This window comes from Microbacterium sp. PI-1 (assembly GCF_004337555.1).
In the GTDB taxonomy this organism is placed as follows: Bacteria; Actinomycetota; Actinomycetes; order Actinomycetales; family Microbacteriaceae; genus Microbacterium; species Microbacterium aurugineum.
The window spans coordinates 1-24,928 of record NZ_SJYZ01000030.1; the positions used below are offsets into that span (position 1 = coordinate 1).

General features: G+C 69.5%; 23 protein-coding genes. 13 read left to right on the forward strand and 10 right to left on the reverse strand.

The window, feature by feature from the left end:
- The 4 genes from E0W80_RS17025 to E0W80_RS17040 all read right to left on the reverse strand — a co-directional run.
- Positions 1-960, reverse strand: a 960-nt coding sequence (locus E0W80_RS17025; RefSeq protein WP_131494225.1) for a hypothetical protein, incomplete at its 3' end; no start/stop codon positions are given.
- On the reverse strand, positions 960-1,811 hold the full coding sequence (locus E0W80_RS17030) for a tryptophan 2,3-dioxygenase family protein (protein ID WP_131494227.1): 852 nt from the start codon (positions 1,809-1,811) through the stop codon (positions 960-962). The genes E0W80_RS17025 and E0W80_RS17030, both read right to left, overlap by 1 nt.
- A 59-nt stretch (positions 1,812-1,870) precedes the next feature.
- Entirely contained in the window at positions 1,871-3,598 is a 1,728-nt protein-coding gene (locus E0W80_RS17035) for an amidase (protein ID WP_131494229.1), read from the reverse strand.
- On the reverse strand, positions 3,598-4,638 hold the full coding sequence (locus tag E0W80_RS17040; protein ID WP_131494275.1) for an agmatine deiminase family protein: 1,041 nt from the start codon (positions 4,636-4,638) through the stop codon (positions 3,598-3,600). Before E0W80_RS17040 ends, E0W80_RS17035 begins: the two co-directional genes overlap by 1 nt.
- 80 nt (positions 4,639-4,718) lie before the next feature.
- Between E0W80_RS17040 and E0W80_RS17045 the strand changes: the two genes are divergently transcribed.
- Both E0W80_RS17045 and E0W80_RS17050 read left to right on the forward strand, forming a co-directional pair.
- A complete protein-coding gene (locus tag E0W80_RS17045) occupies positions 4,719-5,378 on the forward strand; it encodes a TetR family transcriptional regulator C-terminal domain-containing protein (protein ID WP_131494231.1) in 660 nt (219 codons plus the stop codon).
- 10 nt (positions 5,379-5,388) lie between these two features.
- Positions 5,389-6,762, forward strand: coding sequence for an aminotransferase class V-fold PLP-dependent enzyme (locus tag E0W80_RS17050; protein ID WP_131494233.1), 1,374 nt, complete (start codon positions 5,389-5,391; stop codon positions 6,760-6,762).
- 140 nt (positions 6,763-6,902) lie between these two features.
- Here E0W80_RS17050 and E0W80_RS17055 read toward each other — a convergent pair whose 3' ends face one another.
- The gene (locus E0W80_RS17055) at positions 6,903-7,427 is read right to left on the reverse strand and encodes a TetR/AcrR family transcriptional regulator (protein ID WP_131494235.1); all 525 of its coding nucleotides are present in this window, start codon (positions 7,425-7,427) and stop codon (positions 6,903-6,905) included.
- Between the two features lie 80 nt (positions 7,428-7,507).
- Here E0W80_RS17055 and E0W80_RS17060 point away from each other — a divergent pair, with 80 nt between their 5' ends.
- On the forward strand, positions 7,508-8,215 hold the full coding sequence (locus tag E0W80_RS17060; RefSeq protein ID WP_131494237.1) for an MBL fold metallo-hydrolase: 708 nt from the start codon (positions 7,508-7,510) through the stop codon (positions 8,213-8,215).
- 17 nt (positions 8,216-8,232) lie between these two features.
- Here the strand turns inward: E0W80_RS17060 and E0W80_RS17065 are convergent, their stop codons facing one another.
- From E0W80_RS17065 to E0W80_RS17075, 3 genes are all read right to left on the reverse strand, one after another.
- A complete protein-coding gene (locus E0W80_RS17065) occupies positions 8,233-8,790 on the reverse strand; it encodes a cysteine hydrolase (protein ID WP_131494239.1) in 558 nt (185 codons plus the stop codon).
- A complete protein-coding gene (locus E0W80_RS17070; protein ID WP_131494241.1) occupies positions 8,787-10,229 on the reverse strand; it encodes a cytosine permease in 1,443 nt (480 codons plus the stop codon). The genes E0W80_RS17065 and E0W80_RS17070 overlap by 4 nt, the downstream gene beginning before the upstream one ends.
- Before the next feature lie 66 nt (positions 10,230-10,295).
- Entirely contained in the window at positions 10,296-11,579 is a 1,284-nt protein-coding gene (locus tag E0W80_RS17075) for a M18 family aminopeptidase (RefSeq protein WP_131494243.1), read from the reverse strand.
- Positions 11,580-11,845: 266 nt separating this feature from the next.
- On the opposite strand from E0W80_RS17075, the gene E0W80_RS17080 reads away from it, so the two are divergent.
- The 3 genes from E0W80_RS17080 to E0W80_RS17090 all read left to right on the forward strand — a co-directional run bounded on the left by E0W80_RS17080 (position 11,846) and on the right by E0W80_RS17090 (position 15,108).
- Positions 11,846-12,709: an EamA family transporter gene (locus tag E0W80_RS17080; RefSeq protein ID WP_131494245.1), complete on the forward strand. Its 864-nt coding sequence runs from the start codon at positions 11,846-11,848 to the stop codon at positions 12,707-12,709.
- A 108-nt stretch (positions 12,710-12,817) separates the two neighbouring features.
- Positions 12,818-14,245: an HNH endonuclease signature motif containing protein gene (locus E0W80_RS17085; RefSeq protein ID WP_131494247.1), complete on the forward strand. Its 1,428-nt coding sequence runs from the start codon at positions 12,818-12,820 to the stop codon at positions 14,243-14,245.
- Positions 14,246-14,358: 113 nt separating this feature from the next.
- The gene (locus E0W80_RS17090; protein WP_131494248.1) at positions 14,359-15,108 is read left to right on the forward strand and encodes a TIGR00266 family protein; all 750 of its coding nucleotides are present in this window, start codon (positions 14,359-14,361) and stop codon (positions 15,106-15,108) included.
- A gap of 68 nt (positions 15,109-15,176) precedes the next feature.
- Here the strand turns inward: E0W80_RS17090 and E0W80_RS17095 are convergent, their stop codons facing one another.
- Positions 15,177-15,833, reverse strand: a complete 657-nt coding sequence (locus E0W80_RS17095; RefSeq protein WP_227991794.1) for a response regulator transcription factor — start codon at positions 15,831-15,833, stop codon at positions 15,177-15,179.
- A 227-nt stretch (positions 15,834-16,060) separates the two neighbouring features.
- On the opposite strand from E0W80_RS17095, the gene E0W80_RS17100 reads away from it, so the two are divergent.
- On the forward strand, positions 16,061-17,206 hold the full coding sequence (locus tag E0W80_RS17100) for a histidine kinase (protein WP_131494250.1): 1,146 nt from the start codon (positions 16,061-16,063) through the stop codon (positions 17,204-17,206).
- Between the two features lie 242 nt (positions 17,207-17,448).
- Here E0W80_RS17100 and E0W80_RS17105 read toward each other — a convergent pair whose 3' ends face one another.
- Positions 17,449-18,192 (reverse strand): GntR family transcriptional regulator, encoded by a 744-nt coding sequence (locus E0W80_RS17105; protein WP_240740577.1) that lies wholly within the window; start codon positions 18,190-18,192, stop codon positions 17,449-17,451.
- A 169-nt stretch (positions 18,193-18,361) separates the two neighbouring features.
- On the opposite strand from E0W80_RS17105, the gene E0W80_RS17110 reads away from it, so the two are divergent.
- The 6 genes from E0W80_RS17110 to E0W80_RS17135 all read left to right on the forward strand — a co-directional run bounded on the left by E0W80_RS17110 (position 18,362) and on the right by E0W80_RS17135 (position 24,926).
- The gene (locus E0W80_RS17110) at positions 18,362-19,291 is read left to right on the forward strand and encodes a phosphate/phosphite/phosphonate ABC transporter substrate-binding protein (protein WP_047524604.1); all 930 of its coding nucleotides are present in this window, start codon (positions 18,362-18,364) and stop codon (positions 19,289-19,291) included.
- Positions 19,292-19,398: 107 nt separating this feature from the next.
- Complete coding sequence (gene phnC, locus E0W80_RS17115) at positions 19,399-20,229, forward strand: phosphonate ABC transporter ATP-binding protein (RefSeq protein ID WP_047524603.1); 831 nt, start codon at positions 19,399-19,401, stop codon at positions 20,227-20,229.
- On the forward strand, positions 20,226-21,980 hold the full coding sequence (phnE, locus tag E0W80_RS17120) for a phosphonate ABC transporter, permease protein PhnE (protein ID WP_131494252.1): 1,755 nt from the start codon (positions 20,226-20,228) through the stop codon (positions 21,978-21,980). The genes phnC and phnE overlap by 4 nt, the downstream gene beginning before the upstream one ends.
- Positions 21,977-23,122, forward strand: coding sequence for a TIGR03364 family FAD-dependent oxidoreductase (locus tag E0W80_RS17125; RefSeq protein WP_131494254.1), 1,146 nt, complete (start codon positions 21,977-21,979; stop codon positions 23,120-23,122). Before phnE ends, E0W80_RS17125 begins: the two co-directional genes overlap by 4 nt.
- Positions 23,119-23,826 carry a phosphonatase-like hydrolase gene (locus E0W80_RS17130; protein ID WP_131494256.1) on the forward strand — a complete coding sequence of 236 codons (708 nt, stop codon included), beginning with the start codon at positions 23,119-23,121 and terminating at the stop codon, positions 23,824-23,826. The genes E0W80_RS17125 and E0W80_RS17130 overlap by 4 nt, the downstream gene beginning before the upstream one ends.
- A gap of 11 nt (positions 23,827-23,837) precedes the next feature.
- Positions 23,838-24,926, forward strand: coding sequence for an alcohol dehydrogenase catalytic domain-containing protein (locus tag E0W80_RS17135; protein WP_131494258.1), 1,089 nt, complete (start codon positions 23,838-23,840; stop codon positions 24,924-24,926).
- Positions 24,927-24,928: the final 2 nt, after the last annotated feature.

Genomic DNA, 24,928 nt, shown 5'->3' on the forward strand with positions numbered 1-24,928 from the left:
CAGGAGCGTCGCCGACGGGGCGAGCGGATCCATCGGGGCGAGCGCGTGCAGGAGCGCATCGGAGTGGAGGCCGGCCTCGCGGAGGGCGGCGATCTCCCGGGCGTTCAGGTCGTTGGGCATCGGCCCGTTGCCCAGGTCGGTCCCGTAGAGCACGGTCCCTCCTGCCGCGTGGAAACGGCGGACGTTGTCGATCGCGATCGCGCGCGCGGGGCCGTCGTGGATGGCGAGGGTCGAGATCCACGATGTCGAGGCCGCCTGCCGAGCGATCTCCTCGTCTTCGAGGCGTTCCGTGAACGGGGCATGGGCGAGGCGGGCAGCGCCGAGGGCGACGACGCGCTGCGCCTCACCCGGTCCTTCGGCGTGGGCGACGACCGGGAGGGAGTGGCTCGCGGCGATGCCGACGATCGTGCGGAACAGGTCGTCCGAGAAGACCGGTCCGGCCGTGCTGTTGCTCGTGACCTTGAGACACGACGCCCCGGTAGCCGCCATCTCGGCCACCACGTCCGCTGCTGCTCTCTCGTCCGCGACCTCGCGCACCGAGCCTTCCGGCGCCCACTCGCGGTCGGAGGGGTATCCACCCGGGGCGGCGACGAACGCCCCCGCGAACTCGACCCCGACCCCGAGCGCGTGCGCATGCGGGTGCGGGTGCGGGTGCGGGATCGAAAACGTGCCGGAATCGCGGGTCGCGGGCGCGTTTTTGATCCCGCCACGCGCGAGTCGGCGCAGCACGCCCGGGTTGCCGCCGAGGTCGACCACGCGCCCCAGGCGCGAACCCGACAGCTGCGCGTGGTCGACGAGTTGCAGGTGCACGTGGTGGTCCGTGAACCCGCCCAGCACGACACCGTCGAGGCGGGGGAGGTCGGCGTCGGGGTGCCCATCGCTCAGCCGCACCCGCCCGTCGACGAGCTCGACGACGCCCTCACGCCAGCCGACCCCGTCGAAGAACGTCGCGGCGTGCATCAGCTGCCGATCTCGGTGCGCACGGCGTAGAGCTCGGGGAAGAACGTCAGATCCAGGGCGCGCTGCAGGAAGCCGACGCCGCTGGAGCCGCCGGTGCCGACCTTCATGCCGATCGTGCGGGAGACGGTCTTGAGGTGCCGGAAGCGCCAGAACTGGAAGTTGTCCTCGAGGTCGACCAGGTCTTCGCACGCTTCGTACAGGTCCCAGTACCGGTTCGGGTCCTGGTAGATCTCGCGGATCGCGGGCACCAGCTCCGGGGTCTCGCGGTACGGCTCGCGCACATCGCGGTCGAGGATCGACGACGGCACCGGCAGTCCGCGCCGGGCGGCGAACCGCAGGAACTCGTCGTACAGGGTCGGCTTCTCCCACTCGGCCGTGAGCAGCGCGAGGTTCGCGGGGTGGTCGGCGAAGACGTTCAGCATCTTCTCGTTCTTGTTGCCGAGGGCGAACTCCACCGCCCGGTACTGCACGGACTGGAACCCGGACGAGTTGCCGAGCGCTCCGCGGAACTGTGCGTACTCGGTGGGCGTGAGGGTGGCGAGCACCGACCACTGCTGCGTCATCACGTCCTGGATGCGCTTGACCCGGGCGATGCGCTTGAGCGCTTCGCGCAGGTCGTCACGGGCGAGCAGCTCCCGAGCGGACGAGAGCTCGTGCAGCAGCTGCTTGAGCCACAGCTCGGTGGTCTGGTGCTGGATGATGAACAGCATCTCGTCGTGGTGCTGCGGCTCGCTCACCGGGTGCTGTGCCGTGAGCAGCTGGTCCAGCGCCAGGTACGACCCGTAGGTCATCCGGCCGGACAGATCGGTGACGATCCCGGATTCGAGGGCGCGTTCGTTCTCGGTGCTCATGCGCCGAACATATCACTTCTGTGGCGAGCGTCACAGGTGTGAAATGTTCTCGATCCGGATCAGCCGTCCGACGGCAGGGCCGGTGTGCGCGGCGGGGGAGTGCGCCGCGTGCCCGGAGCGCCGGTGGCTTCGAACGCCGCGGCCAGGCGCAGCAGCATCGTGTCGTCGTACGCGCGTCCGGCGAAGGTCAGGCCGATCGGCATGCCGATGTCACTCATCAGCCCCATCGGAACCGTGACCGTCGGGATGCCGAGGTGTCGGATGGCGAGGTTGCCGTTCGCGATCCAGGTGCCGTTGCGCCACCCCAGGTCCGCGGACTCCGGGTTCACGTCCATGTCGGCCGGGGCCACATCCGCGACCGCGGGGAACACCACGGCGTCGAGGCGGAGCGCATCCATCCACTCCTCGAGGTCGCGGCGACGCGTCTCCTCCAGGCCCCGCAGCCCGTTCTCGAGCTCGGGCATGTCCGTGAAGGGGGTATCGGGGTGGCTCCGCACCCAGTCCGGATACTCGGCGATGTCGTCGTCGAAGCCGGTGTAGCGGTCGGGGAGGGCGCCTTCCGGGTGCGGGAAGATCGTGGCCCCGTCGACCTCCGTGAGCGTGCGGAGAGCCGGATCGCCGTTCGCCTGCAGGAAGTCCTCCCACGCCCACGCCGAGAGGTCGACGATCTCGCGTCGCAGGTACTCGGGCGACACCAGTCCACGCGTCGGGAGGGTGGGGGCGCCCGGGCGGTCTCCCTCGTAGTTGGACACCACCGGGAAGTCGACCTCGACCACGGTCGCCCCGGCGGCGCTCAGGTCGCGGCGAGCCGCCTCCCACCGTTCGATCACACTCGCCCGCGTCTCGATGCGCCGACCCGTCGGGCCGCCGATGCCCGGAGCCTGCGCGCTTCCGGCATCCGGATCCGCATTGATGTACATCTTCGGGATGCCGATCCGCATGCCGTCGAGCGCTGCCGGGGTGCCGGTGGCGAGAGCCGCATACGAGTCTGGTCGGACCGAGGCGGCCGAGGGGATCGGGACCCACGGCTGTGCTCGCCAGAAGTCGCCGCGGGAGTCGGGGTCGTCGGCGACGATCACTTCGAGCACTTCGAGCAGGTCGGCCATGGTGCGGGTGTGCGGCACCACCACGTCCATCGTGGGAACGAGCGGCCAGTTGCCCCGGGTTGAGATCACGCCGCGGGAGGGGGTGTAGGCGCACAGGGCGTTGTTGGTCGCAGGCCCGCGACCGGAGGACCAGGTCTCCTCTCCGAGCCCGAAGGCGGCGAAGCTCGCGGCGGTCGCGGTGCCGGAGCCGTTGGAGGAGCCCGACGCGAAGGGTGCGGTGAGGAACGCGGCGTTGTACGGGCTCTCCGCTCGGCCGTAGACCCCACGCTGCATGCCGCCGTTGGCCATCGGCGGCATGTTCGTCAGCCCGAGGCAGATCGCTCCGCCCGCGCGCAGGCGCTCGATCGTGAAGGCGTCGCGCTGGGCGATCAGATCCGCGAAGGCCGGGCTTCCGGCTGCGGCGGTGAGCCCCCGCACGAGGTAGCTGTCCTTCGCCGTGTACGGGATGCCGTCGAGGGGGCCGAGCACCTCGCCTCGGGCACGGCGGGCGTCGGAGGCCGCAGCCTCGGCGCGTGCGTCGGGGTTCGCGACCACCACCGCGTTCAGGGCGGTCGGCGTGCCCGGCGCATCGAAGGCGGCGATGCGAGCCCGGTAGGCGTCGACGAGGGCGACCGCGGTCGTGGTGCCGCTCTCGAGCGCGCGCCGCAGGTCGGCGATGGAGGCTTCGACGACGTCGAACATCAGCGCGACCCGTCCACGGAAGGCTGCTGCTGCGTGATGCAGTGGATGCCGCCGCCGCGGTCGAACAGCGGGCGTGCGTCGACCGTGACCACGCGGCGTCCGGGGTACGCGTCCGCGAGGATCTCGCGGGCCGCGGCATCCGCCTTCTCGTCGCCGAACCCGCATGCGACCACGCCGTCGTTCGTCACGAGATGGTTGACGTAGCTCCAGTCGACGGGCCCTTCGTCGTCGCTCAGCGTCGAGGGCGCGGGCAGGTCGATCACTTCCACGCGGCGACCGGCGGCATCCGTCTGCTCGGAGAGGAGGGCGCGAAGGTCGCGGGAGACGGCGTGGTCGGGGTGCTGCGGGTTCTGCTGGTCGTGCAGCAGGAGCCGGCCGGGGGAGACGATCGTGGCGACGATGTCGACGTGGCCGTTCGTCCCGAAGTCGTCGTAGTCGCGAGTGAGCCCGCGCGGCAGCCAGATCGCCTTCGTCGCGCCGATCGTCCTGGCCATCTCGGCCTCGATCCGCTGTTTGTCGGCGTAGGGGTTGCGTCGCGGGTCGAGCTGCACGGTCTCGGTGAGCAGCACCGTACCTTCGCCGTCGACGTGGATGCCGCCGCCCTCGTTCACGAGCGTCGAGCTCACGAGCTCCGCGCCGACGGCGCCGGCCACGATGCGGGCGTGCTGTGCGGCCTTGCGCCACTCGGCCCAGTCGGGAGCGCCCCAGCCGTTGAAGATCCAGTCGACGGCGCCGAGCACGCCCGGGCGCTCGTCGTCGACGACGAAGGTCGGGCCGGAGTCGCGCATCCAGAACTCGTCGACCGGCGCCTCCAGGATCTCGATGCCGGCACCGAGCATGCGTCGGGCCCGCGGGATCTCGCTCGGGTCGACCAGCATCGTCACGGGTTCGAACTCGGCGACGGCGTGGGCGACTGCGGTCCAGGTCGCGTACCCCTCTTCGCGCTCGGCATCCGTGGCACCGAGCGTCTCACCCTCCGCGGGGAACGCCATCCAGGTGCGCTCGTGAGGGGCCGTCTCGGCGGGCATGCGCCAACTCATCGTGATCTCCTCGTCGACGATCTCGGGCGGACGGAATCCGCTGTTGAACACGTGATCAACGAGTGATACCGTAGCCCGCGATGAAGATCACGTCAAGAAGCACCGCGCCGCGGCGGATGCCCCCGGAGGAGCGCGAGCGATCGATCGTCGACGGCGCGATCGCCCTGGCGCGCGAGGGTGGACTCGAGGTGCTCACCGTGCGAGCGGTGGCGGCGCGCGTCGGTGTCACCCCGGCCCTGGTCGCTCACTATCGGCCCGTTATGGACGCCTTCGTCGCCGAGATCTTCGGGCACATCGTCGCGGCCGAGCGCGATGAGGTGATCGCGGCCTTCGATGGCGTGGGCGACATCCGCGCGGGTCTGCACGACCTGATCGAGACCCTCCTCGACGGCGAGCGCGACGACGTGACACTGATCTGGGTGCAGGCCTGGGCGCTCGGTGCCCGCAACGACATCCTCGCTGCCCGCGTGCGGTCCGAGATGGACGGGTGGCAGAGCGCTCTCGAGCAGATCTTCGTCCGAGCGGCGGCGGCGGGAGTGATCGCCGACGGCCGTTCCGACACCGCCGCGTGGCTCCTGCTCGCCATGGTCGACGGCATGAATGCGCACTCGCTCGTGAAGTGGGCGCCGAGCGATCGCGCCGACCTCGCCCGCCGCGCGCTGTCCGCCGTCCTCGACAGCGCCGCACCCCACGCGATCTCCCTCGCTTCCCCGACCGAACCCCGCACCGAAGACCAGTAAAGGAACGCTCATGGATGCTGTGCGCATGCACGCGGCCTCGCCCGAATCGACGGCGATCGTGGATGCCGTGCTCGACTACTCGCGCCGTCGCATGCTCGCCGCCGACGTGCCACTCGACAAGCCCCAGACCGAGGCGGAGCTGAACCGCCTCGTGGGGGCGACGATCACCGACGCCGGGCTCGGAGCCCAGCGCGCGCTCAGCGTGTTCGAGCACATCCTCGCGCCGGCCTGTCTCACCACGAGCCACCCGCTCTACCTGTCCTTCATCCCGACCGCCCCGACCATGGCGGCCATCGCGTTCGACCTCGTCGTCTCGGCATCCGGTCTCTACGGCGGGAGCTGGCTCGAAGGGGCAGGTGCCGTGCATGCCGAGAACGAGGTGCTCGCGTTCCTCGCCGGGGAGTTCGGGCTGCCGGACACCGCGGGCGGTGTGTTCGTGCAGGGCGGCACGATCGGCAACCTGTCGGCCCTCGTCGCGGCGCGGGAGGCCGCCAAGGCTCGGCTGGTCGCGCAGGGCAAGGAGCTTCCGGCGCGCTGGAAGATCGTGTGCAGTGCGGAAGCCCACTCCTCGAACAAGTCCGCCGCGCGGGTGATGGATGCCGACGTGGTGCTCGTGCCCGCGGGTGACGACGGCATGCTGCGTGCCGACGCGGTGCGCGAGGCGCTCGACACCCACGGTGACGAGATCTGCGCCGTCGTCGTGACCGCGGGTTCGACGAACTTCGGCATCGTCGACGACATCGAGGCGATCGCCGCGCTCAAGGATGAGTACGACTTCTGGCTGCACGTGGACGGTGCCTACGGGCTCACCGCGATGCTCGCGCCTGCCGCGCGCTCCCGCTTCCGCGGTGTGGAGCGCGCCGACTCGGTGATCGTCGACCCGCACAAGTGGCTGTTCGCGCCGTTCGACTGCTGCGCGCTGATCTACCGTGAGCCGGACCAGGGTCGCCGCGCGCACACCCAGCACGCCGAGTACCTCGACACGCTGACCGACGCCGAGGAGTTCAGCCCCTCGGACTACTCGATCCAGCTGACCCGTCGCCCGCGCGGGCTTCCGATGTGGTTCTCGCTCGCGACCTACGGGGTGGATGCCTACCGCGAAGCGATCGGCGCGACCATCGCCCTCACTGAGCGCATCGCCGCAGAGATCTCCCGCCGCCCGGAGCTGCGCCTCGTGCGGGATCCGCAGCTGTCGGTCGTGGTGTTCGAGCGCGACGGCTGGGAGCGCGCCGACTATGACCGCTGGTCGGCGGAGCTGCTCGACTCCCAGCGCGCCTTCGTCGTGCCCAGCTCGCACGCCGGTCGGCCGAACACGCGCTTCGCCATCCTGAACCCGCTCACGACCTTCGAAGACCTCACCGGCATCCTCGACACCATGAAGTAGATGGCCGTGCCGGATGTCGGGAGGATTCCCGGATGTCGGGGGAGTCGGCCCGATCTTCCCGACATCCGTCCTTCCTCCCGACATCCGTACCGGCGGCGGGAGCGGGCGGCGGGAGCGGGAGCGGCGCTCGGGGCGGGAGATCAGCCGCCCATGCCGGCGATGAGTCGCGTCAGCCCGTACTCGAAGGCGCGGTCGACGTCGCCGCCGAGGCGGAAGGCGCCGGCGAGCTCCATCTGCAGGAAGCCGGTCGCCCACGCCGTGAAGAGACGGGCGGCGTCGAGGGCGTCGTCGTCGCCGACAAGAGCGGAGGACGCGCGGATCACCGGCGCGGCGGAGCGCGCGAGGGCATCCTGGGGGGCCGCGATCGTGAACATCAGCCGGAACCCCTCCGGATTCTCCTTCGCGAAGCTGCGATAGACGTGCGCGAGGCCGGCGAGGTCGTCGCCCTCCTCCTCGAGCCGTGCGGTGAGGGTGTCGATCGTGGCCACGGCGACCGCGGTGTGCAGGGCGTCCCGATCGCGGATCCGCTTGTAGAGCGAGGGGGCACGGACGCCGACGCGAACCGCGACCGCCTGCATGGTGAGTCCTGCGGGTCCGGCGGTTTCGAGGATCTCCCGTCCGGCGGCGACGATCTCCGCGATGGACGTGCGTTCGGGGGTCGGCATCGGTCCTCCTGGATGGCTATTGACATTAGCCATGATAGCTACGTATCGTAGCTATCGCAACAGTCCCGAGAGGATCCGCCATGAAGCTCGCACCCCACCTGCACCGACTGGGCAACGACATCGTCGCCTCCTACCTCATCGACCTGCCCGAGGGGATCACCCTGATCGATGCGGGTCTTCCCGGGCACTGGCACGACCTCCAGCGCGAGCTCGAGCTGATCCGCCGTCCGCTGTCCGATGTCCGCGGCCTCGTCCTCACCCACGGCGACAGCGACCACATCGGGTTCGCCGAACGGTTGCGCACCGAGGCGGGGGTGCCGGTCTTCATCCACACGGCCGACAGCCACCGTGTGCGCACGGGCGAGAAGCCGAAGACGGCGATGGGGCCTGCGAGGCTCGGGCCGACGCTCGGATTCTTCGCCTACGCCCTCCGCAAGAACGCCCTGCGCACACCGCACGTCTCCGTGGTGACGGAGGTCGCGGATGGCGACGTGCTCGACCTGCCGGGCGCTCCCGTCGTGATCGGGATGCCCGGTCACTCGCCGGGGAGCGTCGCGGTGCACGTCCCGGTCGTCGACGCCGTGTTCGTGGGGGATGCGCTCACGACGAGGCACGTGCTCACCGGCCGTACCGGCGCACAGCCCGCGCCCTTCACGGATGAGCCGGAGGCCGCTCTGTCCTCGCTCGATCGCCTGGCCGCGGTGTCGGCCTCCTGGGTGCTGCCGGGACACGGCGCCCCGTGGCAGGGAACGCCGTCCGAGATCGCAGCGGCCGTGCGGGCGGCCTGAGCGGGCGACGCCCTGGTTCAGCCGAGGATCGTGTCCGTGTCGCTGACGGTGATCTGCGGGGGATAGAGCCTCATCACCTGCAGTGCGGCCTCATGGTTCTCCGCCGTCGATCCGGCGCAGGCGTCTGCGGCGATCGTGACGTGGGCACCCGCATCCGCGGCGGCCAGCGCCGTCGAGATCACGCAGCAATCGGTCGAGACGCCGGCCAGCACCACGTGGCCTCCGCGTCCGACCACGGTTTCGAGCTCGGGCCCCCACTTGCCGAAGGTCGGCAGGTCGATCGTTGGGTGGGTGCTCACGGTGGCCGCCTCCGGCACGAGCGCGAACAGCGGATCGCTCGGCGGCTGATCCGCGAACGGCCAGGCGTCGAAGTACGCACCCCACGACGTCGTCCGGTCGGCGGTCGGCATCCAGCGGGTCACGAGGACGCGGTCACCGAAGGCGTCGGCCAAGGTGCGGATGCGGGGCATCGCCTCGGCGAAGAAGGGAGACCCCCAGGCGGACTCCGGCGCGGCGAAGATGGCCTGCGGATCGATCACCACCAGCCAGGTGTCGTCGAGCGGGCCCGCACTCACGCGTTCTCCTGGCGCCGGATCTTCCCGGCCCGGGCGAAGTACGTCACGAGGAACGACAGCACCAGCGCGAAGAACACCCCGAGGTTCGCGTAGGCCCAGTCCCCGTCCCTGCCGCCGACCAGGAACAGCAGATAGCCCTGCCAGTTGTTCCACGCGGCATCCTCGGCGAAGTTGTTCACGACCAGCCCCCACCCGATCACGCTGGTCACGACCATGGTGCCGATCGAGGTCCAGTCCCAGGCGCCGTAGCGGCCGCGGCTGTCGAACAGGGCATCCTCGTCGTAGTCCTTCCGGCGGCGCAGGATGTCGGCGATCAGGATGCCCGCCCAGGATGCGAGCGGGACACCCAGTGTGATCAGGAAGCTCTGGAAGGGCCCGAGGAAGTCGGTGGCGAAGAACACGACGAAGACCGTGCCGAGGGTGAGGATCACTCCGTCGATCGCCGCGGCGGACGGACGGGGGATGCGGATGCCGAGGCTGAGGAGCGTCAGCCCCGAGGAGTAGATGCCCAGCACCGCACCCGAGACGAGGGCGAGCACCGCCGTCAGCAGGAAGGGCACGAGCACCCAGGTCGGCAGGATCGACGCGAGGGCGCCGATCGGGTCCGCGGCGATCGCATTCATCAGCTCTTCGTTCGACCCGCCGAGCAGCAGGCCGAAGACGACCAGGATGACCGGCGCGACCGAACCGCCGATGGTGTTCCACGCCACGATCGCCCCGTCGGACGCTGTGCGCTTCTGGTAACGGGACCAGTCGGCGGCGATGTTGATCCAGCCCAGTCCGAATCCGGTCATCACCATGACGAGTGCGCCGATGACCTGGCCGATGCCGCCGTCCGGGCGGGCCAGCACCGCGGCGAGGTCGATCTGTGGCGCCGCGAGCACGATGTAGAGCACGGTGACGACGCCGGTGATCCAGGTGAGCACCGACTGCATCCGCATGATCGTGTGATAGCCCAGCACGGATGCCGTGACGATCAGCGCCGCGACGATTACCGTCGCGACGATCTTGAGTCCGATGCTGTCTCCGTCGCCGCCGAGCTGGGTGATCACGGTCGCGGTCGCGAGCACGGCCATGATCGCGAGGAATGTCTCCCAGCCGATCGAGGTCAGCCACGAGACGATGCCGGGGACCTTCTGTCCCTGCACGCCGAAGGCCGCGCGAGAGAGCACCATGGTCGGCGCCGAACCGCGCTTGCCGGCGATCGCGATCAGCCCGCAGAGCAGGAACGACACCACGATGCCGAGGACCGATACGAGGGTCGCCTGCCAGAACGAGATGCCGAAGCCGAGCACGAACGACCCGTACGACATCCCGAAGACCGACACGTTCGCCGCGAACCAGGGCCAGAAGAGGTCGCGGGGTCGCGCGGTGCGCTCCGACTCGGGGATGATCTCGATGCCCGCGCGCTCGATGAGAGCCGGCTTGATGTCCGTCATGCTGACATCCTGGCACTGCCGCCCCGTCACCGGGCGGACTTCTGCGGTCGAACCGCGCCAGAAGGCTCAGCCGGCGAAGAACGCCTGTGCGGTGCGCGTGAGGTCGTGGAGGTCGGAGACCCCGGCGAGTTCGCGGGCGGAGTGCATCGAGAGGATCGGGATGCCGACGTCCACCGTGCGGATGCCGAGGCGCGTCGCGGTGATGGGGCCGATCGTCGACCCGCAGGGCACGCTGTTGTTCGACACGAACTCCTGGGCCGTCACCCCGGCCCGCTCGCACCAGGACAGCCAGGACGCGGTGCCGACGGCATCCGTCGCGTACCGCTGGTTGGCGTTGATCTTCAGGATCGGCCCCGACCCGAGCACCGGCTGCACGACGGGGTCATGCTTGGCGGCGTAGTTGGGGTGCACGGAGTGTCCGACATCGCTCGACAGGCACCACGACGACGCGTACCCTCGGCGCCGCTCGGAGGCATCGGCGCCGAGCCCGGCATACAGGCGCTCGAGCACGTCCTCCAGGAACGGGCCGGCCGCTCCGGAGCGCGACTCGGAACCGAGCTCCTCGTGGTCGAAGGCGGCGAGCACGGCGATGGGGCCACCCGCCCTCGGCTCGTGTGTCGCGAGCGCGACCACCCCGGCGTGCACCGAGGCGAGGTCGTCGAGACGGCCGGAGGCGAAGAAGGCGTCGTCCTTGCCGAACACGGCGCCGCGTGCGCTGTCGGCGATCACCACGTCGTATCCGCGGATGTCGGCGGCCGCCACGTCGGCGGAGGCGGCGAGCTCGGCGAGGATGTCGGCTTCACTCGCGTCGCCCAGGCCCCACACCGGCTGCGTCTCGACCTGCTTGTCGAGGGCGAGGCCGTTGTTGACGCCGCGGTCGAGGTGGATCGCGAGCTGCGGCAGGCGCAGGAGAGGGCCGGTGTCGGCGAGCACCACGCGTCCGTCCGCGAGGGCCAGGCGTCCGGCGAGACGCAGCTCGCGGTCGAGCCAGGAGTTCAGCAGCGGGCCGCCGTAGACCTCGACGGCGGCCTGCAGCCAGCCGCGCGACCCCGTGGTCGGCTGCGGCTTGAGCTTGAAGCCGGGGGAGTCGGTGTGGGCGCCGAAGATCTGCACGGGTGTCGTCGCCGTGGCATCCGCGGGCACCGTCCAGGCGATCGCCGCGCCGTCGCGGACCACCACATACCGCCCGCCCGCGGGTGCGGTCCAGGCGTCCTCCTCACGCAGCCGGGTGAACCCTGCGCTCTCCAGGCGCCGAGCGACCTCCGCCGCCGCGTGATAGCTCGACGGAGAAGCGGCGACGAAGTCGGCGAGATCCTCGGCGTGGGCGAGCGCGGCGGGGGTGACAGGCATGTCGTGACCTTCCTTCGGATGTGCGGTCCTTCGAGCGTAGTCCGGGGTCTGCTCTCGGAATCGCCGTCGAGCGGGGCGCTTCGCGTTCCCGGGTGTTCACCACGGCGCGGTAGGGTCTTCTCGATAGCGCCTAGGGTTCCGGGGTTCACGCCCGTCTGGTCCGAGCGGCGCCACGGCACTCCTCCGCAGGAGAGCCGTCATCTGACAGGACAAAAGCCCGGAGGACCCTGTTCGTCGCGCCGTGCGTCGGACGGAAGGGTCTCGCCGTGTCGCCTCTCGCCTTCGTCCTGGTCTTCGGAGCCGCCATCGCCCACGCGGCGTGGAACATCATCGCGCACGGCATCAGCAGGGCCGGAGCGCCGTTCTTGTGGTGGGGTGCCGTCGGGAGCACCGTCGTGTGGGCCGGAGCCGTGCCGTTCACGGGTGGCCTCGGTACCGACGACGTGGGGTCCTTCGTCCTCGGTGTCGTCGTCTCGTCGATCCTTCACGTCGGCTACATGGCGGTCCTCCAGCGCGGGTATCAGCGAGGCAACCTCTCCACCGTCTACGCGACCGCCCGCGGCACCGGCCCCTTCCTCTCCGTGATCGTCGCCGTACTGGTGCTGGGGGAGCGCCCGTCGGCGGTCGCGCTCGTGGGCGTGGCGGCGGTGATCGTCGGGGTCGTCGCCGTCGGTCTCGTCGATCGGGGCAAAGGGGCGGGCACGGGGCGGATCGATCCCGGCATCGTATTCGGCCTGCTCACCGGCGTCGCGATCGCGATCTACACGATCTGGGATGCTCACGCGGTGCGGACGTGGGACCTCTCGCCCGTCGCGTTCATGGTCGGGACCACGGTGCTGCAAGTACCGTTCTACTCGATCGCGGTTCGTCGCCGCTGGGATGCGGTGTGGGCGCTCGGCCGCACGCAGTGGCGCCGCATCCTCGCTTTCGGGATCCTCTCCCCGCTGTCGTACATCCTGGTGCTGACGGCGATCCAGATCGCTCCGGTCGCGCTGGTCGCACCGTTGCGCGAGGTGAGCGTCGTGCTGGTGAGCCTCTTCGGGGTCTTCGTCCTGCGGGAATCGCGTCCGGGATGGCGGATCGCCGCATCGCTCGTGGTCGTCGCAGGCATCGTGCTGCTCGCGCTCTGAGCGTCGTGGTCCGCTCCCCGCCGAACGCATTCCGGGATATCGCGAAACACCTCCTGAACAGGCCTGTTTCGGGCTCGAAATGTCAGTGGTCGGGCGTTGAATGAGGGCATGCACCCGCTCCTGGACTCTCTCGATCAGCTGGTCACCGACCTCGATCGCGTGCTGTCCAGCGGAGGGTTGGCGGGGCAGACCGATGCCGGGCGGATGGAGGTGCTCCGCACCGCAGGAGAAGCGCTGCGGCGGGTGGAGGCGGTGATCGTGGAGGCGGTTGCATCGACCGACCAGCGGTTCTCCGACGGCTTCGGGTGCCGCTCACTGAACGAACTGCTGCAGAGGGTGCTGCGGCTCGACGCGCCGGGGGCCTCGCGAGTCGTGAAGGCAGCCTCCGCCGTGCGTCGCGAGGTGTCGTTGTCGTCGGGGGAGCGACTGCCCGCTCGGTACCCCGCGCTGCGTGAGGCACTCCTCGACGGTGCGATCGGCGTGACCGGCGTCCTCGCGGCCACGACCCCGATCGATCAGGCGGGCGATCGCATCGGCGCCGCGGAGCGGCTGGTGGCCGACGCGGCACTGGCAGACATCGCCCGCGGCTGCCCCACTGCGGACGACATCGCGGATGCCGACTCCGCGCCGCCCGCGACACCCGACGACCTTCGTCAGTTCGCGCAGGTGCTGGCCATGACGCTCGATCCGGATGGCGCTGAGCCGTCCGACCTCCGGGCACAGCAGCAGCGGTTCGTGACGGTCGGGCGCCTCCGCGACGGGGTGCATCCGCTGCGAGGCAATCTGCTGCCGGATGCCGCGGCGCAGCTGCAGCTGATCCTCGACGCGCAGTGCAATCCGAAGACCGGCGGTCCGGTTCCGCCCGGCGTCGTCTTCCGCGACTCCGAGGGAGAAGTGCCGGACGCTGAGCCGTGGAACACGGATCCGAGGCACGTGGTCGACGGGCGCTCCGCGGCGCAGAAGCGACATGATGCGCTGACCGCCGCGTTGGGGATCGCAGCGCGCCATGACGAGATGCCGAGCCTGGGCGGCGCCGCCCCGACTCTGGTCGTGCAGGTGGGGGCCGAAAGTGTGGCGACCGGCACGGGATGGGCCACGATCGCGAACACGCAGGCGCCGGTCCCTCTCGGAGTGGCTTCGCAGGTCGCGTGCGCGGGAGCGATCCAGCGTGTCCTCACCGACGAGGGGCGGATCATCGGCGTGACGGTCAGCGATCGGGTGTTCACCGTGCACCAGCGGCGCGCGATCGTCGCGCGCGACGGGGAGTGCTTGATTCCGGGGTGCCACGTTCCCGCGTCCTGGTGCGAGATCCACCACGTGGTCGAACATGCCCGGGGTGGCCCCACCCAGACCGACAACGGCGTGCCGTTGTGCTGGTGGCATCACCGTTCGCTGGAGACCTCCGGATGGGAGATCAGGATGAGCGAGGGGCTTCCGCAGATCCGCGGTCCCGCGTGGTGGGATCCGGGGCGTCGCTGGCGCGCTCCCCATCGTCCGGTTCCGTCGAGCGTTGCGGGGACATGCCTCTCGCGGTGACCGCCGTCCTTCGGTGATCGCCGTCTCTCAGTGATCGGCGTCGCGGAAGAACGCATTCCGGTATATCGCCAAATCCCTCATTTGGCACGCCCTATAGCAGTTATCCTTGCTGCATGTCAAGCTTTGAACTTCTTCCGAACGAGGGTGCCGCGACCGGCTTCGGCTACCGCGTCGACTACCGCCCCGCCTTCCCCATGGCCACCGTGGGTCTTGCCGCCGGCGCGTCGATGGCAGCCCAGGCCGGGGCCATGGTGTCGATGAGCGCGTCCGTCGAACTCACCTCCAAGATGGAGGGCGGGATCATGGGGGCGATCAAGCGCTCCGCCGCGGGCCGCTCGGCGTTCGTCTCCACCTTCACCGCGGGACGCGAAGGCGGTGAGGTCGTGCTCGCACCGGCCACCCTCGGCGACGTCGTCCCCGTGCGGCTCGACGGGGAGTACCTCATCGCGGCCTCGGGCTACCTGGCCAGCGAACCGGCGATCGACATCGACACCCGGTGGGGCGGCTCCGCGGGTTTCTTCGGTAGCAACAGCCTGTTCATCCTGCGTGCGAGCGGCTCCGGAGTGATGTTCCTCACGGCGTTCGGAGCGCTCCACCAGAAGCAGCTCGCTGCGGGCGAGGAGTACATCGTCGACACGGGGCACGTCGTGGCCTGGGACTCGACCCTGAAGTACAAGACCAAGAAGGCTGCGAGCAGCCTGTTCCGCTCGGTCACCTCCGCCGAAGGGCTGGTCGCGCACTTCACGGGGCCGGGCGTCGTCCTGATGCAGACCCGGAACGTCGAGGCCTTCGCAGGTTCGCTGAGCCCCTTCATCGGCGCGTCCAGCGGCTCCGGCGGCGACACCGTCAGCATCTTCGGCTGACGCCACTCGCCGCTGAGCCCCGCGTCCCTCCTGTCGACCGAGTGTCGGGGGGAGGGACGCGCTGGTTCTCAGCGGAAGTTGACGAGGCCGGCGTGCGCGGCCGTGACCAGGATCTGCACCCGGTCGCGCAGGTGCCACTTCGACATCATGCGTCCGAGGTGGGCCTTCACCGTCCCCTCGGAGACGATCAGTGCTTTGGCGATCTCGGCGTTCGACATGCCCTTCGCGAGGCATTGGAGCACCTCCGCCTCCCTCTCGGTGAGCGGCTCGAGGGCATCCACATCGGCGGTCGCGGGGGTGGAGTCGCGGACGTGCTTGATGAGCATCGACGCGATCCGCGGGGAGAGCGAGCTCGCTCCGCTGTGCACCTCGCGCACCCCGATGACGATCTCTTCGGCGCTGGAGTCTTTGAGGAGGTAGCCGGAGGCGCCTGCGCTCAGCATGGGGAGGACCGTGTCACTCCCGTCCAGCGTCGTCACGGCGAGCACTCGGACGTGCGGCCAACGTTCGGCGATCACACCCGTGGCCTCGATGCCGTCCATCTCGGGCATCTGCACGTCCATCATCACGACGTCGGGCTGCTCGCGCTCGACGGTGGCGATCGCCTCGAGTCCGTCCTCCGCCTGGGCGATGACGGTGATCTCGGGGTCGCGGGAGACGAAGTGAGACAGCGCCGAGCGGACCAGCGGATCGTCGTCGACGATCAGGACACGGATTTCCTGCATAGAGGGAAGCCTAACGGCGTGAGCGGCTCGACGACCGCATGTAGACCTTTGGCTATAAAGGTCTGGACTTGAGGCAGATGTGCCCCGTGAAGATCACCGAGAAGATGAATACAGACATCGACGAACGACTACATGATGGAGGTGAACACGATGACTTTCTGGCAGCAGGTGGGCAAGTTCTTTGGTCTCCACAACTAAGATAGTTGGCAAATAGGAGATAGTGAAGCATGGCCTTCGACCAATCGACACGGGAAACTGCGGACACGCTCCGCCTGACCCGAGGCGAGAAGCTCAGCGCAATCGAACGCATCGTCGTTCTGGTGATCCTCGGGATCACCGTCGCTGCAGATCTCATCGGCTTCTTCACCACACCGGGTGTGAACCCGGTCGCGCTTCTCCTGAGCATCGCGACCACGTCTGTGTTCGCGCTATACCTCTGGAAGCCGCTCATCGCGACATGCGCCCTCGGCGTTGTGTTCGCGCTTTCCTTCCTCCCCGGATCAGAACTCCAGGTCCTCACCGCGGCTGCAGTCGCGGCCAGCTTGGTCATGAGGCTGGGGTGGACTTCGCTGATCCTCTCGTATACCGGCGCGTTCTTGGTCGCCGCGGCAATCGTCCCGTTTGCCGCTGAGCCAGGCGTGACCGTCAATGTTGGTCTCTATCTCGTCTTCGCCACGGTGGCCGGAGCCGTCGGGTTCGCCCTTCGGCTCGCGTTCGCCCGTGGCAGCCGCCTCGAGCGCGAACTCCAGGCGGCGGCCGAACAGGAGCGCCAAGCAGTACTCGCCGAGCGGCGCTGGATCGCCGGTGAGTTGCATGACAGCATCGCTCACCACCTCACGGTGGTGTCGTTGCACGTGCAGATGCTCGAAGACCCCCAGACAAGTACAGATTCGCAAGAGGCGATTCGCGTCGCCGCGCGCAAGGCGATGACCGATCTCCGTTTCGTGATCGAGCTCGCCGACGACGCGCCGCAATCCTCGAGCGTGCAGACCGGTGACCTCGCTGCGGCGATCGACGAGGCCCAAGAAGAATTCGAGGCTGCAGGTCACTCCGTGGACCGCGTGGGAGATCCTCGGGACGAGCGCATCCCGCGTGCGGTCGAGATCGTCCTCGCGCGCATCACGCGCGAGTCCGCCACGAACATCCTCAAGTACGCCGGCCCCGGCGAAGTGCAGATGCACCTCGCGGTCGACGACGAGGTCGCGCATCTCATCCTCCGGAGTCCTCTCCCGACCACCCCGCGCCGGGAGCTCTCCTCGAGCCGTACGGGCCTCACCCGCATGGCGGAGCGTGTGATGGGAGCGAGCGGACAGTTCAGTGCCGGCGAAGAGGAAGGATTCTGGGTCGTGTCGGCCCGCCTTCCGGTCGTCTGATGCTCTAGAGTGTGTGAGCACGCTTCGTCGATGACCGCAAAATCTGGACAAAAGTCTAGATAAACCTCGACGTTCGGCCCTACGTTTCGGGTTGAGTCTCTCCGTATTCTGGAGGCTCCCCAGATAAAGCGTCCCCAGCGCTGCGATCGCGAGCGCGGTCTTTCTGGCTTCTGAAACACTTTGCGCGCTCGCGATCGCCATCTGCGTTAACGGGCGATTTTCCGGCCCCGTTCTGGCCCGGGCTACGCGCCCACCGCTCGCATGTAGTGCCCATCGGTGGAGATTCCCGACGCGGCGACGGTGAAACGCACGACCTCGCTCAGGTAGCGGTCCTCCGACGCCTCGAAGATCCGTCCCTCCGCGTCGCGCGAGGTGCGGGTGAGGCGCAGGATCGGCGTGCCGCGCGGTACGCGCAGGAGTGCGGCATCCTGGTCATCCGCTGCGACCGCGTCGATCACGTGCTCCAGGGTGACGATGGGGTGTCCCACCGACGACAGATACTCGGTGATCGAGACCTCATTCAGGTTCACCTCGAACAGGTGACGCCCCGCGACCTCGGTGTAGTTGAGGCGCTCGAGCATGGTCGGGCGTCCGTCGAGGAAGCGCAGCCGTACGACGCTCACGATGGTGTCGCTCTCGTCGACGCCGAGCGCCGCCCCCAGGGCGCCGGCGCGCCGCAGGCTCAGCTCCTGGGTCTGGGCGCCGGGGGAGACCCCGAGTTCGCGCGCCCAGCGTGTGAAGGGCACCGACACGTCCACCGCCTGATTGGCCTTGCGCGCCACCACGCGCGCGGGGCGGCCGCGCGTCGTCTCGATCAGGCCCTCTGCGCGCAGAGCCGCCAACGCATTGCGGATCGGGCCGCGCGAGGTCTGCCACCTCTGCGCGAGCTCCGCCTCGGTCGGGACGTCGTCTCCTGGGCGCAACCCGCCGTCGGCGATCCGAGCGCGGAGGTCGTCAGCGATCTGGGTGTACACAGCTTCAGCCACATAGGTACATTACTTCGTCATGCCCACCCACGCGATCGCGTTCCAAGAGCGTTCATCCAGGCGAATGCCCGGTAAACGAGTTCTGAACTCTTCCGAGTTAGGTACATATCTCGGTGCGGCACCTGTCAGAGTCTTCCGTGGATCACCCCTCCCACTCTGAAAGGTCCTCATGAAGCTTCGCGCTCTCCCCGCCCTCGCCGGTGTCGCGATCCTCGCGCTCGGTCTCGCCGCCTGTTCGGGCTCGGCTGAGGCGACCGGTGCCTCGGGCGCCGACGGGTCGTCCTCTGCGAGCGGATTCGCGGTCGACGAGAACACGCTCGTCTTCGGCGTCGTGCCCGACTCGGTCGACACCGAGACCAACTACCAGCCGCTGATGGACTACATCGCCGACCTCACGGGCAAGTCCGTCGAGTACCACGAGTCGACCGACTACGCCGCGCTCATCGAGGCGGCCGTGGCCGGCAAGGTCGATGTGGCGTCGTTCTCGGGCTTCACCTACGTCACCGCCACCAACAACGGCGCCAAGCTCACTCCCATCTCCTCGATCGTGACCGAAGAGGGCCAGGAGCCGGGCTACTACTCGCAGGCGATCGTCCCCGCAGACAGTGACATCACGAGCATCGACGGCTTCAAGGGCAAGAAGGTCTGCTTCGTCGACCCGTCCTCGACCTCGGGCTACCTGTTCCCGTCGTACAACCTGCTCGAGGCCGGCATCGACCCGAAGACCGACATCACCCCGGTCTTCGCCGGCAAGCACGACGTCAGCGTCACCAAGGTCGGCGAGGGCGTCGAGTGCGAGGCGGGCTTCGCCGAGGACTCCGAAGTCGAGAAGTCGGACAAGGTGAAGGTCATCGACGAGACCATGGTGCCCGGTGCACCGCTCGTCTACTCGTCCACGCTCCCCGACGACGTCTCGAAGAAGCTCATCGACGGACTCTCCGAGATCACGATCGACGACATCATCGCCGCAGGCATCGACAGCGCCGACACCGACTCCTTCCGCAGTGTGTTCTACGCCACGAAGCCGGTCGACGACGCGTACTACGACCTGATCCGCGACATCTGCAAGGAGACCGAAGCGGAGCAGTGCAAGGCCTGAGCCCGGCCTGACCACCTCGCCTCATCGGCGCCCTCCGTCCCGTCCGCCTCGCACGGACGAGACGGAGGGCACCACCGCACGACTCACCACACCACAGGAGCCACGACATGACCGCCTCGGCATCCGACGCCCTCATCCGCCTCGACGGCGTGACGAAGACCTTCGGGACGACCACTGCGTTGAAGGACGCCTCTCTGGAGGTGTCCCGCGGCGAGATCGTCGTGCTTCTCGGGCTCTCCGGCTCGGGCAAGTCGACCCTGCTGCGCCACCTCGACGGCCTCGAGATCCCCACCTCGGGCTCGGTCGAGGTGTTGGGAGCCGAGGTTCCCTCGCTCAAGGGCCGGGCGCTGCGCGACCTCCGCAGCCGCGTGGGCTTCATCTTCCAGCAGTTCGAGCTCGTGCCCTCGCTCACGGTGCTCGAGAACGTCCTCACCGGTTCGCTCTCCGACCTGCGCGGACCGCGCCTCGGGCTCTGGGGGTACTCGCGAGCCGCGAAGGTCACCGCGCTCGAGCACCTCGACCGGGTCGGACTGCTCGACCGCGCGTACCAGCGCAGCGACACACTCTCGGGGGGACAGCAGCAGCGGGTGGCCATCGCCCGTGCCCTCATGCAGAAGCCCGACATCCTGCTCGCCGATGAACCGGTCGCCTCGCTCGACCCGGAGTCGAGTGAACAGGTGATGGCACTGATCCGCGAGATCGCCGCCGACGAGGGACTCACCGTCGTGTGCAGCCTGCACCAGGTCGACCTCGCGATCAGCTGGGCCGATCGCATCGTCGGACTCCGCCACGGCGAGGTCGTGCTCGACACCCCGACCGGCGACCTCACCAAGGCCGAGGTCATGGAGATCTACGGCCGCGTCGCCACCACGACCGCCGAGATCCGTGCCGTCCAGGAAGAACTCGTCGAAGCGGCGGCGCAGGTGGCCGCATCATGACGGCTCTCGACGCGTCGACGGACTCCTCGACGCGGGGCGGTGGCGCGGCTCCTCGGCAGGCGGGACAGGTGAGGGAGCGCGCCCCGAAGCGGGTGGTCTCTCCGGAACGCATCGCCGCATCCCTCACCCTTGTCGCGCTCTTGGTCCTCGGCATCCTCGCCGTCCGTGACGTCGACATCTCGATCCCCGCCATGGTGCAGAGCTGGGGCAACGCCGAGAACTTCATGGCCCGCATCGGCGGACTCACGTTCCCCGCGCCCGGCGATCTCGTCTGGCTGATCGCACTCACCGTCGGTCTCGTGCTCGTCGGAACCCTGCTGGCCGCGGTTCTCTCGGTGCCGATCGCCTACCTCGCCGCGTCCAACACGACTCCGGGCAACGGCTGGCGTGCCGCCGCTCGATTCATCGGCGTGCTCACCCGTGCGCTCCCCGATGTTGTCCTCGCGATGGCGTTCGTGCTGATGTTCTCGCTCGGCACCCTTCCCGGCATCCTCGCCATCGGCATCCACTCGATCGGCATGATCTCGAAGATGTTCGCCGATGCGATCGAGCAGATCGACGAGGGTCCCCGCCTCGCGATCCGTGCCGCGGGCGGTTCGAAGATGCAGGAGTTCTCTGCGGGGATCCTCCCTCAGGTGCTGCCCAGCTGGGTGGCCACCGTGCTGCATCGCAACGACATCAACCTGCGAGGCAGCGTCGTGCTCGGCTACGTCGGGGTGGCCGGTCTGGGCCTGGAGATGTCGTACGCCTTCAAGTCGCTGAACTACGGCAAGGGCCTCGGCATCGCGCTGGTCATCTTCCTCCTGTGCATCGCGATGGAGGTCATCTCGAGCATGGTTCGCGGCGCGATGCTGGGCGAGCAGAAGCACACCCGCTCGTGGATCGACCGGATCCTCCACCCGCGCCTCGGAGCGAACACCGCAGCCGCGCCGGTCGGTCGCCCTGCTTGGGCCACGAGCCCCGAGACCGCCGTGCGTCGCCCCTGGACCTCCCGACGCGTGCGCCACACCGTCGCCGGCGTCGTGGCGGTGCTCGTCGTCATCGGCAGCATCGTGGTCAGCCAGATCAACTGGATGGACCTCATCACCTTCTGGGCCAAGCTGCCCGAGGTCGCCGCGCTGTTCTGGCCGCCCTCCTTCGGGAACTACGACGCGAGCGCCATGTTCGAGGCGATGCGGGAGACGGTCGCGATCGCGCTCGCCGCCACGGTGCTCACCCTCCTGCCTTCGCTCGTGCTCGGCTCGCTCGCCGCCCGCAACGTCGCGCCGAACTCCGGAGCACGGGGGACGGCACGACTCCTGCTCGTCGGCATCCGCGGCATCCCGGAGCTGATCCTGGCGATCGTGCTCGTCGTGATCACGGGACTCGGCGCGCAGGCCGGCGTCATCGCCCTCGCGATCGGCGGGATCGGGCTCCTCGGCAAGCTCATCGCCGACTCGTTCGAAGAGGTGGATCGCGGCCCCGAGCGCGCGCTCCGGGCCGTCGGGGCGACGCGTCTGCAGACCTACGCCTCGGCCACGGTGCCGCAGGGGACCCAGGCGCTGATCGGTCACAGCTTCTACATGCTCGACACGAACATCCGTGCGGCGACCATCCTCGGGATCGTCGGTGGCGGTGGGGTCGGCTACTACCTGCTCAACGCGAGCCAGGGTTCGCGCTACGAGACCGTGACGGCGATCGTGCTGATGATCCTCGCCACCGTGCTCGTCGTCGAAGGCCTCGCCATGTGGATGCGGAAGGTGTTCCGATGAACCCGGATCGCTCCGCGGACTCTGCGGACGTCGTGGTGGTCGGGGCCGGGATCGTCGGTCTCGGCGCGGCCTACGCGGCGGTCCGTCGCGGGCTGCGGGTGATCGTGGTCGACCGCACCGATGCACCGGTCGGCGCCACGATCCGCAACTTCGGGCACCTCTGCATCGGAGCGCAGGGCGGCGAGGCCCGGCGGTATGCCGACACCTCGCGCGAGCTGTGGCTGCGTCTCTCCCAGGACGCGGGCTTCTGGCTGCGCGAGTCGGGAACGCTGGTCGCCGCCCGCCACGACGACGAGATCGCGGTGCTCGAGGCGGCCGCTCACGACGGCGGGATCCGGATGCTCGAGGCCGACGAGCTCCTGCAACTCGCACCGCTGCGCGCCCAGGGCCTGGTCGGCGGCGCACACATCGAGAGCGACCTGCAGACCGATCCGCGCACGGCGGCGTCTGCGATCGTCCGCCACCTCGCAGCCCTCGGCGTGGACTTCCGCTTCCGCACCGGCGTGACCGGAGTCGGGCGCGGCCGGGTCGACACCACCCGCGGGCCCCTCACCTGCGGCAGCGTGGTCGTCGCCGTGAACCACGACATCGACCAGCTGCTGCCCGAAGTGGCCGAACGGCACGGGATCGTCCGCTGCGCCCTCGACATGATGCGGGCGGCCGTGTCGTTCCGGCATCCGCTCGCGGCGCCCTTGCTCACCGGATGGTCGCTCGTGCGGTACGGGCGCTTCTCCGACGGACCGGAGGCCGCCGTGCTGCGCGAACGTCTCCACGCCGAACGGCCTGATCTCGCCGCGCTCGACCTGAACCAGATGTACACACAGCTCCCCGACGGCACGCTCATCATCGGGGACTCGCACGCGACCGCCGCGGCTCCTTCGCCGTTCCAGCCCGAGGCCGCCTTCACCGCGTTCCTCACCGAGGCGGAAGCGCTGTTCGATGCGCCGGCGCCGCGGGTGATCGAACGCTGGCAGGGCGTGTACGCCAAGGGTCGGCAGGAGTTCCTGATCGATCGGGGCGACGACGGTGTGCTCGTGCTCGCCGCCACGACAGGGATCGGGATGACCACGGGCCTGGGTCTCGCGGAACACAATCTCACCGCCGCCTTCGGATGGGCGGCAGCAAGGGAAGGAACAACATGACCACTCCCCTCGAACTCGTCGTCCTCGACATGGCGGGAACCACGGTGCTCGACGACGGCGTCGTGGAGCAGGCGTTCCAGCGCGCGGCCGAGCGCACGGGCGTCGCGGACCGGATGCCGTGGGCGGAGGCACTCGACCACGTGCGTGCCACGATGGGGCAGTCGAAGATCGACGTCTTCACGCACCTCTCCGGCGGCGATGCCGATGCCGCGGCACGGGCGACCGCGGCCTTCGAGGGCGCCTATGCCGAGATCATCGCCGAGCAGGGCGTCTCCGAGATCCCCGGTGCGGCGGACGCCATCCAGGGCCTCAAAGACGCCGGACTGCGGGTCGCGCTGACCACGGGCTTCGCTCCGATCACCCGAGAGGCCCTGCTCGACGGTCTCGGTTGGCGCGGCCTCGTCGACCTCGCGCTGTCGCCGATCGATGCCGGACGCGGTCGCCCCGCTCCCGACCTCGTGCTCACGGCGTTGCTGCGCACGCAGACCTCGTCGGTCTCCGCGGTCGCCGTCGCGGGCGACACCGTCAGCGATGTCGAGTCCGGACGCCGGGCCGGTGCCGGCTTCGTCGCCGGTGTGCTGACCGGTGCCCATGATCGGCCGGCCTTGAGCGCAGCGGGCGCCGATGCCGTGCTCGCCGACGTCACCGCGTTGCGCGGAGTGCTCGCCCAGCGCGAGCTGCTTCCGCTCATCACGACCTCCTGAGAGACCGTGACATGGGAACGCTGCTGATCCGTCCTCCCGGGCACCGCAGAGACGTCGCGCTGCGCCCGGCGGCGACCGCGATGGTCTGGATCGGCGCCGGACACCCGCACGAGACGATCGCGGTGCCGGGAGTGGCGCTCGCCGATGGCGACGTGCTGGTCGCGGTCGAGATGTCGACCATCTGCGGCTCCGACGTCCACACCGTGCAGGGGCGCCGCTCCGCCCCGGTGCCGCTGGTGCTCGGGCACGAGAGCGTCGGGCGTGTGATCGCGACCGGTGACGCCGGGGCGATCGGGGTCGACGGCACCCCGCTGCGCATCGGCGATCGCGTGGTGTGGTCGGTGACCGTCTCCTGTGGGAGCTGCGACCGCTGCCTGCGCGGGATGCCGCAGAAGTGCCGCGACCTCGGCAAGTACGGTCACGACCGGGTCGGTGTCCACGGCGACCTCACCGGCGCCTTCGCGAGTCACGTGCAGCTGCGGACCGGCACCGCGATCGTCCGCGTGCCGGAGGCACTCCCCGCCGCAGTGCTCGCTCCCGCCTCGTGCGCCACGGCGACCGCCTGGGCAGCGGTGGCCAGGGCTGCCCAGGGACGGGACCTCGACGGCGCCGCCGTGCGAATCCACGGCGCGGGATTGGTCGGGCTGTCCGCCGCGGCCATCGCCGTCGAACAGGGCGCGACGGTGGAGGTGCTCGACCCGAACCCGGAGCGCAGGGCGCTCGCGACACGATTCGGCGCGACCGTCGTGGACCGCGAACCCGATGTCGTGATCGAGGCGTCCGGTCACGCGGTCCGCGACGCGCTCGAAGGCGTGGCGGTCGGCGGCACGGTCGTGCTCGTCGGCAGCGTCTTCCCCGCAGACCCCGTACCTTTCGACGCCGAGAGCATCGTGCGGCGCCTCGTGACGGTCGCCGGTGTCCACAACTACACGGGTGCCGAGCTGGCGGAGGCAGTCGGCTTCCTGGCCGGGCGCGGTCGCGCCTATCCCTTCGGTGACGCCGTCGGCGCGGTCCGCGGGCTCCTCGAGATCGACAGGGCCTTGGAGGAGGCAGCCGAGCCAGGGGCGCCGCTGCGGATCGGGCTGGTCCCGGGGCGCTGACC

Bases quoted from the DNA above. Each gene is read 5' to 3' on its own strand.
- E0W80_RS17030 (WP_131494227.1), bottom strand. From the start codon at position 1,811: ATGAGCACCGAGAACGAACGCGCCCTCGAATCCGGGATCGTCACCGAT.
- E0W80_RS17035 (WP_131494229.1), bottom strand. From the start codon at position 3,598: ATGTTCGACGTCGTCGAAGCCTCCATCGCCGACCTGCGGCGCGCGCTC.
- E0W80_RS17040 (WP_131494275.1), bottom strand. From the start codon at position 4,638: ATGAGTTGGCGCATGCCCGCCGAGACGGCCCCTCACGAGCGCACCTGG.
- E0W80_RS17045 (WP_131494231.1), top strand. From the start codon at position 4,719: ATGAAGATCACGTCAAGAAGCACCGCGCCGCGGCGGATGCCCCCGGAG.
- E0W80_RS17050 (WP_131494233.1), top strand. From the start codon at position 5,389: ATGGATGCTGTGCGCATGCACGCGGCCTCGCCCGAATCGACGGCGATC.
- E0W80_RS17055 (WP_131494235.1), bottom strand. From the start codon at position 7,427: ATGCCGACCCCCGAACGCACGTCCATCGCGGAGATCGTCGCCGCCGGA.
- E0W80_RS17060 (WP_131494237.1), top strand. From the start codon at position 7,508: ATGAAGCTCGCACCCCACCTGCACCGACTGGGCAACGACATCGTCGCC.
- E0W80_RS17070 (WP_131494241.1), bottom strand. From the start codon at position 10,229: ATGACGGACATCAAGCCGGCTCTCATCGAGCGCGCGGGCATCGAGATC.
- E0W80_RS17075 (WP_131494243.1), bottom strand. From the start codon at position 11,579: ATGCCTGTCACCCCCGCCGCGCTCGCCCACGCCGAGGATCTCGCCGAC.
- E0W80_RS17085 (WP_131494247.1), top strand. From the start codon at position 12,818: ATGCACCCGCTCCTGGACTCTCTCGATCAGCTGGTCACCGACCTCGAT.
- E0W80_RS17090 (WP_131494248.1), top strand. From the start codon at position 14,359: ATGTCAAGCTTTGAACTTCTTCCGAACGAGGGTGCCGCGACCGGCTTC.
- E0W80_RS17095 (WP_227991794.1), bottom strand. From the start codon at position 15,833: ATGCAGGAAATCCGTGTCCTGATCGTCGACGACGATCCGCTGGTCCGC.
- E0W80_RS17100 (WP_131494250.1), top strand. From the start codon at position 16,061: ATGGCCTTCGACCAATCGACACGGGAAACTGCGGACACGCTCCGCCTG.
- E0W80_RS17110 (WP_047524604.1), top strand. From the start codon at position 18,362: ATGAAGCTTCGCGCTCTCCCCGCCCTCGCCGGTGTCGCGATCCTCGCG.
- phnC (WP_047524603.1), top strand. From the start codon at position 19,399: ATGACCGCCTCGGCATCCGACGCCCTCATCCGCCTCGACGGCGTGACG.
- phnE (WP_131494252.1), top strand. From the start codon at position 20,226: ATGACGGCTCTCGACGCGTCGACGGACTCCTCGACGCGGGGCGGTGGC.
- E0W80_RS17125 (WP_131494254.1), top strand. From the start codon at position 21,977: ATGAACCCGGATCGCTCCGCGGACTCTGCGGACGTCGTGGTGGTCGGG.
- E0W80_RS17130 (WP_131494256.1), top strand. From the start codon at position 23,119: ATGACCACTCCCCTCGAACTCGTCGTCCTCGACATGGCGGGAACCACG.
- E0W80_RS17135 (WP_131494258.1), top strand. From the start codon at position 23,838: ATGGGAACGCTGCTGATCCGTCCTCCCGGGCACCGCAGAGACGTCGCG.